The organism is Rhodococcus globerulus (assembly GCF_019334125.1).
Classification (GTDB): Bacteria; Actinomycetota; Actinomycetes; order Mycobacteriales; family Mycobacteriaceae; genus Rhodococcus_F; species Rhodococcus_F globerula.
On the sequence record NZ_CP079698.1, the window covers coordinates 2,501,251 to 2,516,963 of the forward strand.

Here is a 15,713-nt window from a genome sequence, read left to right on the forward strand (position 1 = left end):
TCGGGCGACTGCCAAATCTTATCGTCACGTTCAGACCACATTGCCCCCTGACCGATGACGCGGTCAGAGGGCAATGCGAAGTGACCGACCATCACAGTACCGAGGACTCGGCACCTGATAGGTCTTGTTAGCGGTTGGTCTTATTCAGCAGATCCGCTGGATCCCGAGGATCCCGAGTCGCCCTCGAGCGAAGAGGTGTCTACCGACTTGAGGAAAACGCCGAGTGCTGTGAGCAGAGGTCCGAGTGCGCTGAGTGATCCGAACATAGGAGTTCTCCTGGTGCGTAGAGGTGATGTGAAATGTTCAGCGACGTTTCGGCCGCAGGCGGTGACCGAACAGTCTGGGAACTCATGCCACAGGGGTGAAATATGCGGTCGCCCCCCTGCGACATCCCGTGCTGTGATGCAGCGCACTAATTAGCGCTGACAGCATTTATAGACCGCAGAAACGTACTTGTCTAGCTACCGTGTGGCTACTACCAAAGACTCGAAGTAACACCTGTCGTCAAAACTGCAGATCAAGACGGTAATTCAATGTCAATTAGAGTACAAATTGTGATGTGCATCACAGCAGAAATGCAGAAGGTGCGGCTCGCAGTCAATTGCGAGCCACACTTTCGGGCAAACAGGACTTACTTCTCAGACCTACTTCTCAGCGGCCGAGCCGGTTCCCGGAGTGAGCGAGCCACCGCCGATGGCCGTGAGCAAGTCCTTGAGAACCGGGAAAAGGTTCTTGATAACGGCGCTGAATTCTTCTTGCGAACCCATGTCGGTTCCTCTTTTCTCAGAAATGCAGTTGATGAATCGGAAAGGCTGGAGAAATTACTCGGCAGCCGAACCGGTCGAACCCGAAGAATCTGCCGATCCGGCGTTCAGCTTGGTTACCAAAGCGAGAACGCTTTTGAGGAAGGCGTCGAGATTCTGGATCGAGGTCATGTGACTACTCCTGTGTCGTTACGAAAGATTGCCGTGCGCGCGAACGTCAGGAGTTCGAGCTGGCGGAATCGAGGCCCTGGATGGTCTTGAGCATGTTCACCAGTGGAAGGAGCTTGAGCAGACTCCAGCCCATACCGTTTGCCTCGAGAAGGTTTTCGACCGAACCCATAACTGAACTCCTTGCGTGAGATGTATGACGTGGCGCACGTTTGGTCCGCCGAGAGCCTTTGTAGTCAGGAGAAATACATACGTCCAGTTTGTTTAAGGACAAAGACTCGCGTGACAGTTCGTGGTGATCTGTAACGCCCCAGATCAAGACATGTGACTCGAACTCAACTTCAAATTCAAATGTGATCGACATCACAATCGATTGAGACAAAAGGCCGCAAAGGTAAGAGTCGGTGCCCGCTCCGACCGCGATCTGTCATACCGTGTGCATGTGATCAATCCTGAACGCGTGGCAACCAGATCGGGATCGCCGTGTTAGCAAAACTGCTCAAGGCGTACCTGCCGCCGTACCGCTGGTTGCTCGCAGGAGTATTGGCGCTGCAACTTTTCGGTGCCATTGCGTCGCTGATCCTGCCGACCCTGAATGCCCGAATCATCGACGACGGCGTCGCCCGCGGTGATACCGGATTCATCATGTCGACCGGCGGAATCATGCTGATGGTCTCGTTGGCGTCGATCATCGCCTCGGTCGCGTCGACGTATCTGGCGGCAAAGTCCTCGATGGGATTCGGTCACGACGTCCGGGCCGCCGTCTACAAGGCCGTCGGCAGTTTCTCCGACCGTGAATTCTCCGGTTTCGGCGCCCCGACACTGATCACCAGAAATACCAACGACGTCCTCCAGATCCAGACGCTGGTGATGTTGACGTCGTCGATGCTCGTCAGCGCACCACTCATGTGCATCGGCGGCATAGTCATGGCGCTACGCGAGAATCTGCAGATGTCGTGGCTCCTGACCATTTCGGTGCCGCTACTCGGCATCACCGTCGCAGTGGTCGTCGCCCGCCTCATTCCGCACTTCCGGACCATGCAGGCCCGCATCGACAAGATCAACCGCGCACTGCGTGAACAGCTCACCGGTATGCGCGTGATTCGCGCGTTCGTTCGCGAACCCGACGAAACCATGCGCTTCGATCAGGCCAACAAGGAACTGGCGGACACGGCCCTGCTCATCGGCCGATACCAAGCCGTTCTCCTGCCGACGGTCATGCTGATCGCGAACCTGACCGGCGTTGCGGTCATGTGGTTCGGTGCCCACCTCGTGAACACCGGTGACATGCAGATCGGTCAGATCAGCGCGTTCCTCGCGTACGTCATGCAAATTCTGATGTCCGTCGTGATGGCAACAATGTTGGCCGTCGTGATTCCACGGGCCGCCGTCTGCGCCGACCGCATCACCGAAGTGATCGACACGAAGCCATCGGTCCCGGCACCGTCCCAACCGCTGCGCCCCACCAACCCTTACGGCGTCGTGGAGTTCGGCGGAGCCGGATTCAGCTACCCCGGTGCCGAGACTCCGGTTCTGAGCGGTGTGACGATGCGCTGTCTACCTGGGACCGTCACTGCGATCGTCGGCAGCACCGGCAGCGGAAAATCCACCCTCGTCTCCCTCATCCCCCGGCTCTTCGACGTCACAGCCGGCGCGGTTCTGATCGACGGGCTCGACGTCCGCGGCTGGGATCAGGACGAACTGTTCACCAACTTCGGGTACGTCCCACAAAAGACCTACCTGTTCGCCGGCACGGTCGCCACCAACATCCGGTACGGAAATCCGTCAGCCACCGACGACGACATCTGGGCTGCACTCGCCGTCGCGCAAGCCGACGGCTTCGTCCGGGAACTTCCGCAGGGCCTGGAATCCCCGATAGCGCAAGGTGGATCGAATCTCTCCGGTGGCCAGCGGCAGCGCCTGGCCATCGCCCGAGCCGTCGTCCGCCGACCGCGGATCTACATTTTCGACGATTCCTTCTCCGCCCTGGACATGCACACCGACGCGGCCGTTCGCGCAGCGCTGCGCGCGATTACGACGAACAGCACCGTCATCGTCGTCGCGCAACGCGTGTCTTCGATCATCGACGCCGACCAGATCATGGTCCTCGAGGACGGCGCTCCCGTCGGACTCGGCGACCACAACTTCCTGCTGGCCAACTGCCCGACGTACCAAGAGATCGTGGCCTCCCAGATTCCCGCGGAGATGAGCGCATGACCATTCCGCAAGGCCCAAATTTCGGTCCGGGCAATCGTCAGTATTTCGACGACGCTCCTACCGTCGTATTTGCCAAGATCCCCGCGGAGCCGGACACAGCGCCGCCTGCCGAACCTGCGCCACAGTACGGTCAGCCCCTGTACGGTCCACCCCAGTACGGTCCGCCCCAGGACGATCCGCAACAATCCGGACCACCGCCTGTCGAACCGCCACCCGGCGACGAGCCCAAGCCCGATGCCCCGGCGCCGAAGCCCGCGTCCACCACACCGGCGACCAAACCCAAGCAGTTCAAAGCCACGATGAAACGGCTGTTGGGCCTGTTGAAGCCGCACAAGATCGCGGTATTCGTCGTGGTGCTCTCCACGATCGGCAGTATCTCGCTCTCCGTCGCGGTACCCAAGATCCTCGGTCACGTCACCGACCTCATCTTCGCCGGATTCATCGGCAAGAGTTTGCCGGCCGGCATCAGCCGTGACGAGGCCGCGGAAGCTATTCGTGCATCCGGTAATTCGACGTTCGCCGACCTGGTTCAGAACTCTGCCGACGTCGTCCCTGGCGTCGGGCTGAACTTCGACGCCATCGGCAAGGTCATCCTCATCGCCATCGGTGTGTACGTGATGGCGTCGCTGCTCGCCTGGGTGGAAGCGTTCCTGCTCAACATCATCGTGCAGAAAACGATCTACAAGTTGCGTGCGGAGGTCGAAGCGAAGATTCACCGACTTCCGTTGCCGTACTTCGACAGGACGCCTCGCGGTGAAGTTCTCAGCCGCGTCACCAACGACATCGACAACGTCTCGTCGACCCTGTCCCAAACTCTGACGTCACTGCTGACCTCGGTGCTGACGGTCGTCGGCGTCCTCACCATGATGTTCGTCATCTCGCCGATGCTCTCACTGATCGCACTCATCGCCGTTCCCGTGTCGGTCGTGTTGGTTGCCCGTGTCGCCAAGCGCGCGCAGGTTCTGTTCAAAGCGCAATGGGAAGAAACCGGCAAGATCAACGCGCAGATCGAAGAGACCTACAGCGGTCGCGATCTGGTGCGCGTCTACGGGCATCAGATCGAGGCCGAGCGCGAATTCGCGGTACAGAACAAGAAACTTCTCGACGCATCGTTCGGCGCACAGTTCCTGTCCAGCCTGATCATGCCCGTCATGAACTTCGTCGGAAACATCACCTACGTACTGCTCGCAGTGGTGGGTGCCCTGAAGGTGGCCAGCGGCAACATGTCCCTCGGCGACGTCCAGGCGTTCATCGTCTACTCCCGCCAGTTCAGCTCACCGCTCACCCAGATCGCCTCGATGTCGTCGAGTCTGCAGTCCGGGGCCGCGTCGGCGGAACGCGTCTTCGAACTGCTCGACGAACCCGAGCAGACTCCGGACATCGCGAACCCCGTCCTCCCCGAGCAGGCCGGCCGTCACCGCACCGTCGGCACCGTCGTGTTCGAGAACGTCTCGTTCCGGTACGACAAGGACGTCCCGCTCATCGAGAACGTCAACCTCACTGCCGAGTCCGGACAGACCGTCGCCATCGTCGGTCCTACCGGCGCAGGCAAGACCACGTTGGTGAACCTCATCATGAGGTTCTACGAAGTCGACTCGGGCCGGATCACCATCGACGACGTCGACATCGCACACATGCGGCGCGCCGACCTCCGCTCGCACGTCGGCATGGTCCTGCAGGACACGTGGTTGTTCGGCGGCACCATCCGCGAAAACATCGCATACGGACGCATCGGTGCCAGCGAAGCCGAGATCCAAGCGGCAGCCCGGGCGGCGTTCGCGGACCGCTTCATCCACACCCTGCCCGACGGCTACGACACCGTGCTCGACGAGGAAGCGTCCAACATCAGTTCGGGCGAGAAGCAGCTCATCACCATCGCCCGCGCCTTCCTGTCCGAACCGTCGCTGCTGATTCTCGACGAGGCGACCAGCTCGGTCGACACTCGCACCGAACAGCTTGTCCAGCACGCTATGTCGGCACTGCGAGCCGGTCGCACGAGCTTCATCATCGCGCACCGTCTGTCCACGATTCGCAATGCGGATCTGATCGTGGTCATGGAGGCCGGCCAGATCGTCGAGCAAGGCACACACGATCAACTCATCGCCCACGGCGGAGCGTACTTCCGCCTCTACAACGCTCAGTTCGAAGGCGCCGCCGTCTAGTGACCGACGCCTCCCTGCGTAGACACCGTGCCCCGGAGCACACCTGATCGGTCCGACAGGTTACCGTCGGGTCAGAAGTGTTGTCGCCGTCTGAATTGGGAGTTCGTGTGTCTGCAGAAACTGTGGAGAAGAAGGGCCCGCTCGCGGGCATTCGGATCGTGGAATTCGCTGGATTGGGACCGGGACCGCACGCAGCGACTCTGCTCGCCGACATGGGCGCCGACATCGTCATCGTGCAACGCGCAGGCCAGATTCCTCAGGACGCCAACGCCTCCGACCAGATCAAGCGAGGCCGTCGTGTCGTCGAAGCCAACCTCAAGGATCCCGAGGATGTCGCGAAGGTCCTGAACCTGGTCGATCGCGCCGACGTTGTCATCGAAGGCTTCCGTCCCGGCGTCATGGAACGTATGGGGCTCGGACCCGACGTGCTGTTGGAGCGCAACCCTCGTCTCGTCTTCGGGCGTATGACGGGCTGGGGCCAGGAAGGCCCCCTCGCGAGCGCCGCCGGCCACGACATCAACTACATCTCCCTCACCGGCGTCCTCAACGCCATCGGTCGCAAGGGTGAACGTCCCGTTCCGCCGCTCAACATGGTCGGCGACTTCGGTGGCGGTTCCATGTTCCTGATCTTCGGCATCCTGTCCGCCCTGGTCGAGCGTTCGATCTCCGGTAAAGGCCAGGTAGTCGACGCGGCCATGGTCGACGGCACCCTCGCCCTCTCACACATGATGTGGGCCTTCCGTGGCCGCGGCGTCTGGTCCGACGAGCGTGGTGTCAACCTCCTCGACACCGGTGCGCCGTTCTACGACACCTACGAGACCTCCGACGGCAAGTACATGGCCGTCGGTTCCATCGAGCCGCAGTTCTACGCCCTGCTGCTCGAAGGCCTCGAACTGGATCCGTCGACGCTTCCGCATCAGATGGATTCCAGCAAATGGGACGACATGAAGGCACTCTTCACGGAGAAGTTCCTGTCCAAGACTCGCGACGAGTGGGCCAAGATCTTCCTCGGCACCGACGCGTGCGTCTCGCCGGTACTGACCTTCGCGGAAGCACCGTCGAACGAGCACATCGCAGCGCGCGGCTCGCTCATCGAACTCGACGGCGTCACCCAGCACGCTCCGGCACCGCGTTTCTCCCGCACCCCGGCGAGCGTTCCGTCGCCGCCGGCGCGCGAGGCGACGGATATCGACACGGTTTGGACCTAGGGCCTTCGGCTCTGTGTTGACCTAGGGCCTTCGGCCCTGTGCGCCTTTCTGGTAGTTCCGGCTACCACAAAGGCGCACAGGGCGTCAGCCCAATCGGTAGAACCGCAAGAACTCGTGCTCGATCGGTAGCACATCCACTCGCTCGAAACCTGCTGCCAGGGCAAAACTTTCGAGTGTCGACTTACGCATGACCGTTCCCGTCCCGACGCTTCCGGGGTGGGAGAGACTGTCCGGCAGGCAGCAAGTCAGCGAATACCCGTAGAGCAGTTGCTCCACCTGCCCGGCATTGGGATCGAAAGAACTCGCTGTGCGCTCGTCCATGACGATCACCGGTGCGCCGGGCCGCGCGATCGACCGGGCGGTGGACAAAAACCCGACCGGGTCCGGCACGTCGTGCAGACATTCGAACGCAAAAACAGCGTCGTAGGTACCCGATTCCACCCGCTCCTGCTCAGGGGCCTGGCCGGCCACATCGACCAACGAGAAATGCACACGGTCGTCGACGCCGTAGTCGCTCGCATGCCGGCGCGCCGCAGCCACAGACGCCGCGTCCACGTCGAAGCCGTGAACCTCGACTTTCGGGTATCCGATAGCCAGTGCCACCGAAGACCATCCCTCCCCCATTCCGAGATCCGCGACCTTCGCCCCGTCGGTCAACGTGGCGTGCAGATCCGGAATGATCGGCAAGAACTCCTGGCACAACTGGCGCAGGAACATCGGGCGGTTCAGCAACGCCTGCCCCTCGCGCGCGTCAACGCCCATGGACTCCCAGGTCACCCCGCCGCCGTGGCGATACGCGTCGAGCAGTCTGGGCATCGACGTTGTCGTCGCCACGAACAATCGGGCCATCGGCGCCACATACAGCAGACTCTCTGGATCTACGAGTACTGCTGCGTGTGCTGCGGACAACGTATATCGACGGTCGGCATCCGTATTGACGTCCAAGTACCCGGCCACAGCCTGCTGTTCCAGCCATTCGCGGGCATACCGTTCCACGGTTGCCGTCCGATCAGCCAGTTCCGTCGACGTGAGGGGCCCGAAGTCAGCCAACGCGCGATACCAGCCCAGCCGATCTCCGAGGTAGACCGCTTGCAGTTCTGCCGCGCCGATCGCGGCCGCGAACATCCGTTCCGCCAATGCCTCCGATTCGCTGACGCCTTCTGCCCCAGCTTCCTCTGCCCCGGCTCCCTCTGCACTGACTCCTTCGACGGTTGCCATCGAAACCTCCTGGATTCACCTTCGTTTCCAGGTGGGTACCCGCGCGAGCGCAGGCTAGGCGCTCAGACGACGACGAGGCGTTGGTCTGCAGCGTCCCGATCGGTCGCAAGGGTGTCGTATGCAGCGGCGATGGACGCGACTCCGCGGATCAGATCTTCCGACGAACGTGCGTATGGCACACGGATGAACCGCTCGAAAGCACCTTCGACGCCAAATCTCGGGCCGGCTGCGAGGAGCACTCCGAAGTTGGGCGCCACCGCCGCCAAGGCAGTCGACACGGGTGCCGACATGCGCATCCATACCGACATTCCGCCCGAGCCGATCGTGGGGCTCCAGTCCGGGAGTCGCTCGGCTACCGCGTCGAGCAGAACCGATCGTTGCTCGCGCAGGACCGCGCGACGCTCCTCGAGCAGCGAGTGGTCGTCGGCGAGGAGGTATGCCGCGGCAAGCTGATCCATGACCGGGGTACCGAGGTCGACAGCCGCGCGAGCGCCCACCAGCTGGGTGATCAGTGCGGGGTCGGCCCGAATCCAGCCGACGCGCAGGCCGCCCCACAGTGACTTCGCGGTGGAACCGAGGGTTACGACATCCGTCTTGGCGGCGCCGCGTCCGTGCGCTGCCACCGGCGCGGGCGGCGGCGCATCGAGCCACAGGTCCACCATGGTCTCGTCGACGACAAGCGTCATCCGGGTCTCGTGGGCGATCTTGGCAAGCTCTGCGCGCCCGGCGGAATCCATGCACAGACCCGTCGGATTGTGGAAGTCCGGAATCAGGTAGGCCATACGTGCAGCGGTTTGCCTTGCAGCACTGCGGATTCCGTCGAGGTCCCAGGCTCCGGCGGCGGCAAACTCCGGACGCACCGGAACCGGAACGGGCCTGGCCCCGTTGCGCCGAATCGCTTCCAGCGCATTGGGATACGTGGGGTGATCCACCAGCACCCGTTCGCCGGGAGAGGTGAGCACCGACAACAACAACCGCAAAGCGTGCTGGGCGCCGGAGGTCACCATGATCTGCTCGGGTGTCGTAGGCAAGCCGCGAGCGCTGTAACGACGAGCGATGACATCCCGCAGTTCTGCGATGCCGATCGGCTCCATGCCGTGAGTGGGCAGGAACTGCGGAAGTGACTCCAGCGCAGACGCATACGCCTGCTGCACCTGCTCGGCCGGGGCAGCCATCGCGGCATAACTGAGATCTACGACGGCACCGCTCGGGCCGGGTTGGTGCTGGCGGAACATCAAGCCGTTCGGCCGCGCACCGGCAGGCAACGCCACGGTGCTGCGCGAACCCTGACGGCTGATCAGATAGCCCTCGTCCCGCAGAACCGAGTACGACGACGTGATCGTGGTGCGGCTCAGTTCGAGCACGGTTGCGAGTTCACGCTCGCTCGGCAGAGCCACGCCCAACGGAACGCGCCCGTCGTGCACGAGTAAGCGAATACCGTCGGCCAGTGCGCGGTAGGCGGGCCGTCGTCCCGATTCCTCCTGCCAGGACCCGAGATCACGCGCAAGGGAACGGGCACCGAGAACTCGAGTCATCATGCGGTCCAGTATCGAGTACTTGGCTATGTAATTCAATACCAGTGGACCTGATGATGAGCTTATGACTACCTTCGCAACGCTTATCGGCATCGGACTCTTTGTGGCCGTCGTGTACTTTTTTGCGCCAGCAGAAGGTGAAGGTACATACATTCGAGTGGAACAGTTTCGCCTGGCAGCACCGCTTGGCGGCATCTTCGGCGAGGTCGGCGAACGGTCCGGGAACAACTCTGTCGGACCCCCGTGCCACTGTGATGAGGGGGAAGAATTCACTGATCTCAGTCCAGTTCGATAAAACTGGACTCTTTCTGTTCGAAGAAAGGCGCAGATGCCTGAATCCAAGAAGATTCTTTACATCGACCTCGACAACACCCTCGTCAACTTCCAGTCCGGCATCGATCGCCTGACCGACAATGTGCGAAAGAAATTCGAAAACGACCTCGACGAAGCCCCACACATCTTCTCGCGTATGGATCCCCTCGACGGCGCGATCGACGCGTACCACCAACTTGCGCGGCAGTTCGACACCTACATCCTGTCGACTGCGCCCTGGAAGAACGCAACCGCGTGGCACGACAAGGTCTTGTGGGTCCAGGAACACCTCGGACTGGAAGAAGGCAGCGTCGCGTACAAGCGGTTGATCCTCTCGCACCACAAGCACCTCAACCGAGGCGACTTCCTCGTCGACGATCGCGGAGCCAACGGCGCAGACAGGTTCGAGGGCGAGTGGATCAAGTTCGGCACCACCAAGTTTCCCGATTGGACGACGGTCACCGAATACTTGTCGAAGCGAGCCTGAAACACGAAATCCCCGCTCCTACTTGAAAGGAACGGGGATTTCGACAAACAATTCCTAGCGGATGACCTCGCGGCGGACGATCGTCTCGTCACGGCCGGGGCCGACACCGATGCAGGACATGAACGCACCCGACAGCTCTTCGAGTCGAAGCACGTAATTCTGCGCGGCCTGCGGAAGCTCCTCGAACGTGCGAGCCTTCGAGATGTCCTCGGACCAACCAGGCATCTCTTCGTAGATAGGCTTGGCGTGGTGAATGTCGGTCTGCGACATCGGCATTTCGTCGTGACGCACACCGTCGACGTCGTATGCAACACAAATCGGTACCGTCTCGAGGCTGCTGAGCACGTCGAGCTTGGTCAGGAAGTAATCGGTGATGCCGTTGACGCGCGTTGCGTAGCGGGCGATTACGGCGTCGAACCAACCGGTGCGGCGGCCACGACCGGTGGTGACACCGACCTCACCGCCCTTGTCGGCCAGGTACACACCGAACTCGTCGAACAGTTCCGTCGGGAACGGGCCCGAGCCGACGCGTGTGGTGTACGCCTTCAGGATTCCGAGAACAGTGGTGATCTTGGTGGGGCCGATGCCCGAACCAACCGCTGCTCCACCGGAAGTGGGGTTGGACGACGTCACGTACGGGTACGTGCCGTGGTCGACGTCGAGCAGCGTTCCCTGTGAACCCTCGAGCAGGACGGTCTCGCCGCGCTCGAGAGCGAGGTTGAGTTCGAGTCGCGTGTCCGAGATACGGTGCTTGAAGCCCTCCGCCTGCGTCAGAACTTCTTCGACAACCTGCTGGGGATCAAGAGCCTTGCGGTTGTAAATCTTGACCAGCACCTGGTTCTTGAATTCGAGTGCCGCCTCGACCTTCTGGGTCAGGATCTTCTCGTCCAGGACATCCGCTGCGCGTACGCCGACGCGAGCGATCTTGTCCTGGTAGCACGGGCCGATTCCGCGACCGGTGGTGCCGATCTTCTTGGCACCGAGGAAGCGTTCGGTGACCTTGTCGATGGCCACGTGGTACGGCATGATCAGGTGCGCATCGGCGGAAAGCAGCAGGCGGGACGTGTCCACGCCGCGCGATTCCAGGCCCGCGAGTTCGGTGAGCAGCACTCCCGGGTCCACCACGACGCCGTTTCCGATGACATTGGTGACGGCCGGTGTGAGGATTCCGGACGGGATGAGGTGCAGTGCGAATTTTTCACCGTTCGGCAGAACTACGGTGTGTCCGGCATTGTTGCCGCCCTGGTATCGCACGACCCACTGAAGCTGCTCGCCCAGTAGATCTGTAGCTTTGCCCTTACCTTCGTCGCCCCACTGGGCGCCGATCAGGACGATTGCCGGCATGACGTTGTCTCCTACGGTCGACGTGCAGCAGTTGTCCCGCCGCATTGGTACTGCCTGAATCCGCGCACTCTTGTGCAGCCGAGCTGTTGCAGTGACCGAAGGAGAAGTCTAGCCCAGAGCACACGATCAAACCCTTCGGTCCAGAAATCGGCTCGTTGTTGTCGCAGTTGTCGGTCTGTACCCGACGTCGCATTAGGATCGTGGTCTGCAATTCCGACGACTGTTCCCCAGCCAGGTGAGCGGTGTCGGTGGTGCAACCACCGCCGACAAAGTCATGATCGAGCTAGGAGCGCGCGTTGACCCCAGTGGTACTCAGATGTGGCGATTCACCCGTGCCTCTCCCGTTGGGCGAGGTCACGTCGTTCGCGCTGCCGGAGGTGCCCGAGAAAGACGACTTCAGTGAGGCCCTGGCACAACTGAAGGTCGTCTCCGAACCCCGCTTGATTGTGGTCGGCACGGACGCGGCGTTTGCCGCTGTGCTGACGCGACTGATGCGTCTCGAGCTATTGGACGTCGAACTCGCCTACGTCACGGAGGATCGGTCGGACGCCACCGATGCGTACAGACTGTCCACGGGCGCAAAAGCTGCCCGCGCAGCACTCAAAGGCACCGCGCACGTCGTGCCACTGATTCGCGACGACGCCGGAATAGCGCTGGTCGGCGCTGCCACGGTCACCGGCCCAGGTGGAACCGAGGAATTGATCGGTGAGGCGTATGTCGACGACAACAAACTCTTCTCGGGCACTGTGCAGGGTGTCCGGATTGTTCCGAGCCCCAAGCTGCCAGGCATCCGGGCGTCCGTTGATCGCCGCAGTCGCTGGGCTGGGCGACGGTGGCTGGAAGGTCGAGCCGTCCAACTGGGAGCGCCCGCAGCCCACCTCGTGCGCGACGGTGTTCCGAACCCCCGAGACCTCAAACGCTCGACGTTCTACCGCCACGACAAGACCTGGCTGTTGGTCCGGTGAGAACGGGCGCTGCGAGGTCAGCCGTGCGGCCTAGCCCCGTCTTCCTCGGGGTCGTGGCCGTCGCTGTCCTCGGCGGCGTTGTTGCCTGGAGTTCCGAACGAGGTTCGGTGGCCGGCGGAGCCGGGGTTTTTGTTCTTGTTGTCGCCGGTTGGGTGGTGACTCTCTGTCTCCACGAGTTTGCGCACGCTTTTATTGCGTGGCGTCACGGCGACACCGACGTCGCAGCCCGTGGATATCTGACGCTCAACCCGTTGAAATACAGCCATCCTTTGCTCTCGATCGGGCTCCCGGTGCTGTTCATAGCTCTTGGCGGTATCGGCTTGCCCGGCGGTGCGGTTTATCTGCGCACCGGGATGTTCTCGCCCAAAGTCCAGGCCCGCATCTCCCTGGCCGGTCCGGCAACCAACGCCATCGCCGCCATAGCCCTACTTGTCGTCATACGCATTTACGGATCCGGACCAGAGCATGTGACGTTCTGGGCGGGGCTGAGTTTCCTCGCGTTCCTGCAGGTGATGGCGACCGTCCTCAACCTGTTGCCGGTTCCCGGACTAGACGGCTACGGCGCGCTCGAACCGTTCCTGAAGCCAACGACCCGAGCGCAACTCGACCAGTTAAAACCGTATGGATTACTCCTTCTGGTCGCAGTTCTCTTTGTCCCTCAGGTCAACGTGATCTTTTTCGACGCGATCTATTGGATCTTCGAACTCAGTGGGGTACCCGGGAACTACGCGGCGGCCGGCAATTCGTTGATGCGCTTCTGGACGTGACGGAGATCGCACCCTTCCGAACAACGCTGAACGCCGACATGAGAACCTGACATTTCGGTCTATTAACTTTTCAACAGGAGCACCACTGATGATTTCGGCGTCGATAGAGTGCGGCAATTCGGTGTACACCATCCGAAAGGCAGAGCTTCACGACGTAGGCACCCTGGTGGACCTTCTAGCCGACGACCCCATCGGGTCCACTCGTGAAACCACAAATCCCGACGCCCGGACGATCTACGAGAAGGCTTTCGAGAAGATCGACGCCGACGACGCACACCTGCTTGTTGTTGTCACCACCGCCGACGACAACGTGATCGGCACCGTGCAACTCACCTTCATCCCCGGACTGAGCCGGATGGGTGCAACCCGGATGCAGATCGAGGCCGTTCGGGTGCACGAGGATCACCGCAGCCAGGGAATCGGGAGCGCAATGCTGCGTTGGGCATGCGACGAGGGGGCACGGCGCGGCGCATTCCTCGCTCAGCTCACCTCCGACCAGACGAGGACAGAAGCCCACGAGTTCTACGAACGCCTCGGATTTGTCGCCTCACACATCGGGTTCAAGAAGTCCTTGAGCTAACGCAGGGCTGAATATCGCCACGGAATTTCCAAGCCTGCGCATGCCTGTTGGCTTCGCATCGTCTTACTGGTGATGCGAAGCTCTCACGCGGTGTTCGGTTCCGGCGCAGCCGGTTTTTCAGTCTCGGTGGACTGGTCCTTGACGGGTGGTGGAGCGACGGCGTCGTTGTTTCGGGTCGATCGCGGCCGGTGGGATGAACCAGGGTTTGTGATCGGTGCCCATTTTGATTTCCCAGATGCCGCGGAATCCGCTGGTGCTGTGGATCAATCGGTGGTGATTTCGGCAGAGGAGGGTGAGGTTGTCCATTACCGTCGGACCGCCCACCGACCAGGGTTTTATGTGGTGGGCGTCGCACCAAGCGGGTACGGCATCGCAGTTGGGGAAGGCGCAGCCTTTGTCCCGGGCGATCAGCGCCGTCCGCTGTTCGGGTGTGACGAGGCGTTTGTGTGGCGTCGCATCCAGCGGTGCGCCGTTGCCGTCCATCAACACGGTGGAGAGCATGCAATCGCAGGCGAGCATCCGGGTCAGGCTCACACTCAGTGGTCCCATCCAGGGCATGTACCCGACATCAAGATCTTCGACATCAGGCTCATCGAAATCCGCCGCGACATCGCTGCGCGTGGTGGCGCATTCCCGATGCTCGGCAAGATCTTTCGCGGTGATGTGCACGTTCACGTGCGGACGCTGACCACCATCAACACCGGTCATGGCATTGTCGAGGTAGCGGCGGATCAACTCCGTGAAGGCATCCGCGGTGCGCTTGGCAGCCGACCGCTGATCCGGGGTCCCGTCGGCGGCCGGTTTCGGCATCGACAAACCCGAGAGAGCCGACAACAACATTTCGCCGGTCAACGCGTCGAAATCGCCCTTGATCGCGACCCGCCCGTTCAACGTCGGCGAAATCCGCAAGACGTTGAGGTCATCGTCCTCACCGGGTGGGGTGTCGTCGGATTCGAAAATCCGCTCCAAAACCGCAATCGCGTACCGGAGTTTGATGGTGGTCGCCTCCACGCCGGATGCGGCAGCGAGCAGTGTTGCCATGCAGGACGGTAACGCTCTGTCGGGCATGCCTTTTGGTGGTGATTCGCAGAACGAGGCGATTATTGCCGCATGATCGAGCGAAAGGTCACCGGCCTCGAACTGCGCAGCAATATCCGGGAATCCCCGCAACGCGGCACCGAGGGCAGCGATCTTGTTACCGGCCGCGTTCTGCAGCATCGTATTCGCCGCCAACCACCGCCCCACACCGCGGTAGCACAGCACCTGCTCATCCGGATTGAGCGCCAACGCGTCGACAGCGGCAACCCGAATCGCTTCCAGCCGAAGAATTTCCGCAGATACACTCACGGCAACGTCTCGAACCTCCGCCGGGCGCAATTGCCACAACCTGCCACGCACACCCGCAGCCGAACCGGCTACAACATCCCCCACCGAAACAAAATCGCTGACCGTGGTCATCAGAGCCTCCCCACCCTTGACCACAATGATACTCGAACGTTCGTTCGATTCAAGAGGCATTTCGGACAGGTTCCAAGAATATTCACTCGAGCCGGACCTCTTTGCCGAACTCGAACAGTTCATCGCAACCTCCGATCTCCCCCACAACGTCAAAGACACCGCCCGACGCAAACTCGCCGACCCCACCCTCAGCTGGGAAACGATCGCCCAAAACTCGACGCCACCCGTCGTCACCTCGACCGCATAGCGCCGCCACGAAAGATTCGACACCGACCAACTCGCCGCCACGAACTGATCAAGCCAGGTTCCTCCCCAAACTGCTTAAGGTGTTTCAGGGGTGTTTCACTCCCCGAGCGGCCAAGAAAGTCGTCGCACAAGTCGCCCGGAACACCGTGTCGAGGGGAGCGACTCTACGGACTCTCCGGAAGGAACCACCATGACCGAGACCAACACCGCCTGATTCATTACAGGGCCCCGCATCGCAGGACACGGTGGATACGAAAACAAGTGCTACACCCATTACGTCCA

Annotated in this window: 15 protein-coding genes; 8 read left to right on the forward strand and 7 right to left on the reverse strand. The window is 61.5% G+C overall.

All coding sequences use genetic code 11. From position 1 onward, the window contains the following. Positions 1-140: 140 nt before the first annotated feature. The 3 genes from KYT97_RS31080 to KYT97_RS31090 form a co-directional block, all read right to left on the reverse strand. A complete protein-coding gene (locus KYT97_RS31080) occupies positions 141-266 on the reverse strand; it encodes a hypothetical protein (RefSeq protein WP_257013114.1) in 126 nt (41 codons plus the stop codon). A 378-nt stretch (positions 267-644) separates the two neighbouring features. Further along, on the reverse strand, positions 645-767 hold the full coding sequence (locus KYT97_RS31085) for a hypothetical protein (protein ID WP_255285213.1): 123 nt from the start codon (positions 765-767) through the stop codon (positions 645-647). 214 nt (positions 768-981) lie between these two features. Beyond that, positions 982-1,104 carry a hypothetical protein gene (locus tag KYT97_RS31090; RefSeq protein ID WP_255285212.1) on the reverse strand — a complete coding sequence of 41 codons (123 nt, stop codon included), beginning with the start codon at positions 1,102-1,104 and terminating at the stop codon, positions 982-984. Between the two features lie 311 nt (positions 1,105-1,415). On the opposite strand from KYT97_RS31090, the gene KYT97_RS11405 reads away from it, so the two are divergent. From KYT97_RS11405 to KYT97_RS11415, 3 genes are all read left to right on the forward strand, one after another. Next, positions 1,416-3,149 (forward strand): ABC transporter ATP-binding protein, encoded by a 1,734-nt coding sequence (locus KYT97_RS11405; RefSeq protein WP_033235645.1) that lies wholly within the window; start codon positions 1,416-1,418, stop codon positions 3,147-3,149. Then, the gene (locus tag KYT97_RS11410; RefSeq protein ID WP_095886810.1) at positions 3,146-5,311 is read left to right on the forward strand and encodes an ABC transporter transmembrane domain-containing protein; all 2,166 of its coding nucleotides are present in this window, start codon (positions 3,146-3,148) and stop codon (positions 5,309-5,311) included. Before KYT97_RS11405 ends, KYT97_RS11410 begins: the two co-directional genes overlap by 4 nt. A gap of 107 nt (positions 5,312-5,418) precedes the next feature. Continuing rightward, a complete protein-coding gene (locus tag KYT97_RS11415) occupies positions 5,419-6,519 on the forward strand; it encodes a CaiB/BaiF CoA transferase family protein (RefSeq protein ID WP_033235812.1) in 1,101 nt (366 codons plus the stop codon). Between the two features lie 84 nt (positions 6,520-6,603). Here KYT97_RS11415 and KYT97_RS11420 read toward each other — a convergent pair whose 3' ends face one another. Together KYT97_RS11420 and yczR are read right to left on the reverse strand one after the other, a co-directional pair. Then, on the reverse strand, positions 6,604-7,644 hold the full coding sequence (locus KYT97_RS11420; protein WP_245006162.1) for a class I SAM-dependent methyltransferase: 1,041 nt from the start codon (positions 7,642-7,644) through the stop codon (positions 6,604-6,606). A gap of 155 nt (positions 7,645-7,799) precedes the next feature. Next, complete coding sequence (gene yczR, locus KYT97_RS11425) at positions 7,800-9,275, reverse strand: MocR-like transcription factor YczR (protein ID WP_219112265.1); 1,476 nt, start codon at positions 9,273-9,275, stop codon at positions 7,800-7,802. A gap of 325 nt (positions 9,276-9,600) precedes the next feature. On the opposite strand from yczR, the gene KYT97_RS11430 reads away from it, so the two are divergent. Then, the gene (locus KYT97_RS11430; protein ID WP_219112267.1) at positions 9,601-10,071 is read left to right on the forward strand and encodes a 5' nucleotidase, NT5C type; all 471 of its coding nucleotides are present in this window, start codon (positions 9,601-9,603) and stop codon (positions 10,069-10,071) included. A gap of 54 nt (positions 10,072-10,125) precedes the next feature. Here KYT97_RS11430 and KYT97_RS11435 read toward each other — a convergent pair whose 3' ends face one another. Beyond that, on the reverse strand, positions 10,126-11,415 hold the full coding sequence (locus tag KYT97_RS11435; protein WP_033235650.1) for an adenylosuccinate synthase: 1,290 nt from the start codon (positions 11,413-11,415) through the stop codon (positions 10,126-10,128). Positions 11,416-11,720: 305 nt separating this feature from the next. On the opposite strand from KYT97_RS11435, the gene KYT97_RS11440 reads away from it, so the two are divergent. From KYT97_RS11440 to KYT97_RS11450, 3 genes are all read left to right on the forward strand, one after another. Continuing rightward, the gene (locus KYT97_RS11440; protein WP_033235651.1) at positions 11,721-12,380 is read left to right on the forward strand and encodes a hypothetical protein; all 660 of its coding nucleotides are present in this window, start codon (positions 11,721-11,723) and stop codon (positions 12,378-12,380) included. Beyond that, positions 12,377-13,147, forward strand: a complete 771-nt coding sequence (locus KYT97_RS11445) for a site-2 protease family protein (RefSeq protein ID WP_219112269.1) — start codon at positions 12,377-12,379, stop codon at positions 13,145-13,147. Before KYT97_RS11440 ends, KYT97_RS11445 begins: the two co-directional genes overlap by 4 nt. 88 nt (positions 13,148-13,235) lie before the next feature. Beyond that, positions 13,236-13,727, forward strand: coding sequence for a GNAT family N-acetyltransferase (locus KYT97_RS11450; RefSeq protein ID WP_033235653.1), 492 nt, complete (start codon positions 13,236-13,238; stop codon positions 13,725-13,727). Positions 13,728-13,844: 117 nt separating this feature from the next. Here KYT97_RS11450 and KYT97_RS11455 read toward each other — a convergent pair whose 3' ends face one another. Then, positions 13,845-15,185 carry an HNH endonuclease signature motif containing protein gene (locus tag KYT97_RS11455; protein WP_219112271.1) on the reverse strand — a complete coding sequence of 447 codons (1,341 nt, stop codon included), beginning with the start codon at positions 15,183-15,185 and terminating at the stop codon, positions 13,845-13,847. A 16-nt stretch (positions 15,186-15,201) separates the two neighbouring features. Here KYT97_RS11455 and KYT97_RS11460 point away from each other — a divergent pair, with 16 nt between their 5' ends. Further along, on the forward strand, positions 15,202-15,432 hold the full coding sequence (locus tag KYT97_RS11460; protein WP_146153428.1) for a hypothetical protein: 231 nt from the start codon (positions 15,202-15,204) through the stop codon (positions 15,430-15,432). The last annotated feature ends 281 nt before the right edge of the window (positions 15,433-15,713 follow it).

Bases quoted from the DNA above. Each gene is read 5' to 3' on its own strand.
- KYT97_RS31080 (WP_257013114.1), bottom strand. From the start codon at position 266: ATGTTCGGATCACTCAGCGCACTCGGACCTCTGCTCACAGCACTCGGC.
- KYT97_RS31085 (WP_255285213.1), bottom strand. From the start codon at position 767: ATGGGTTCGCAAGAAGAATTCAGCGCCGTTATCAAGAACCTTTTCCCG.
- KYT97_RS31090 (WP_255285212.1), bottom strand. From the start codon at position 1,104: ATGGGTTCGGTCGAAAACCTTCTCGAGGCAAACGGTATGGGCTGGAGT.
- KYT97_RS11410 (WP_095886810.1), top strand. From the start codon at position 3,146: ATGACCATTCCGCAAGGCCCAAATTTCGGTCCGGGCAATCGTCAGTAT.
- KYT97_RS11420 (WP_245006162.1), bottom strand. From the start codon at position 7,644: ATGTTCGCGGCCGCGATCGGCGCGGCAGAACTGCAAGCGGTCTACCTC.
- yczR (WP_219112265.1), bottom strand. From the start codon at position 9,275: ATGATGACTCGAGTTCTCGGTGCCCGTTCCCTTGCGCGTGATCTCGGG.
- KYT97_RS11430 (WP_219112267.1), top strand. From the start codon at position 9,601: ATGCCTGAATCCAAGAAGATTCTTTACATCGACCTCGACAACACCCTC.
- KYT97_RS11435 (WP_033235650.1), bottom strand. From the start codon at position 11,415: ATGCCGGCAATCGTCCTGATCGGCGCCCAGTGGGGCGACGAAGGTAAG.
- KYT97_RS11450 (WP_033235653.1), top strand. From the start codon at position 13,236: ATGATTTCGGCGTCGATAGAGTGCGGCAATTCGGTGTACACCATCCGA.
- KYT97_RS11455 (WP_219112271.1), bottom strand. From the start codon at position 15,185: ATGACCACGGTCAGCGATTTTGTTTCGGTGGGGGATGTTGTAGCCGGT.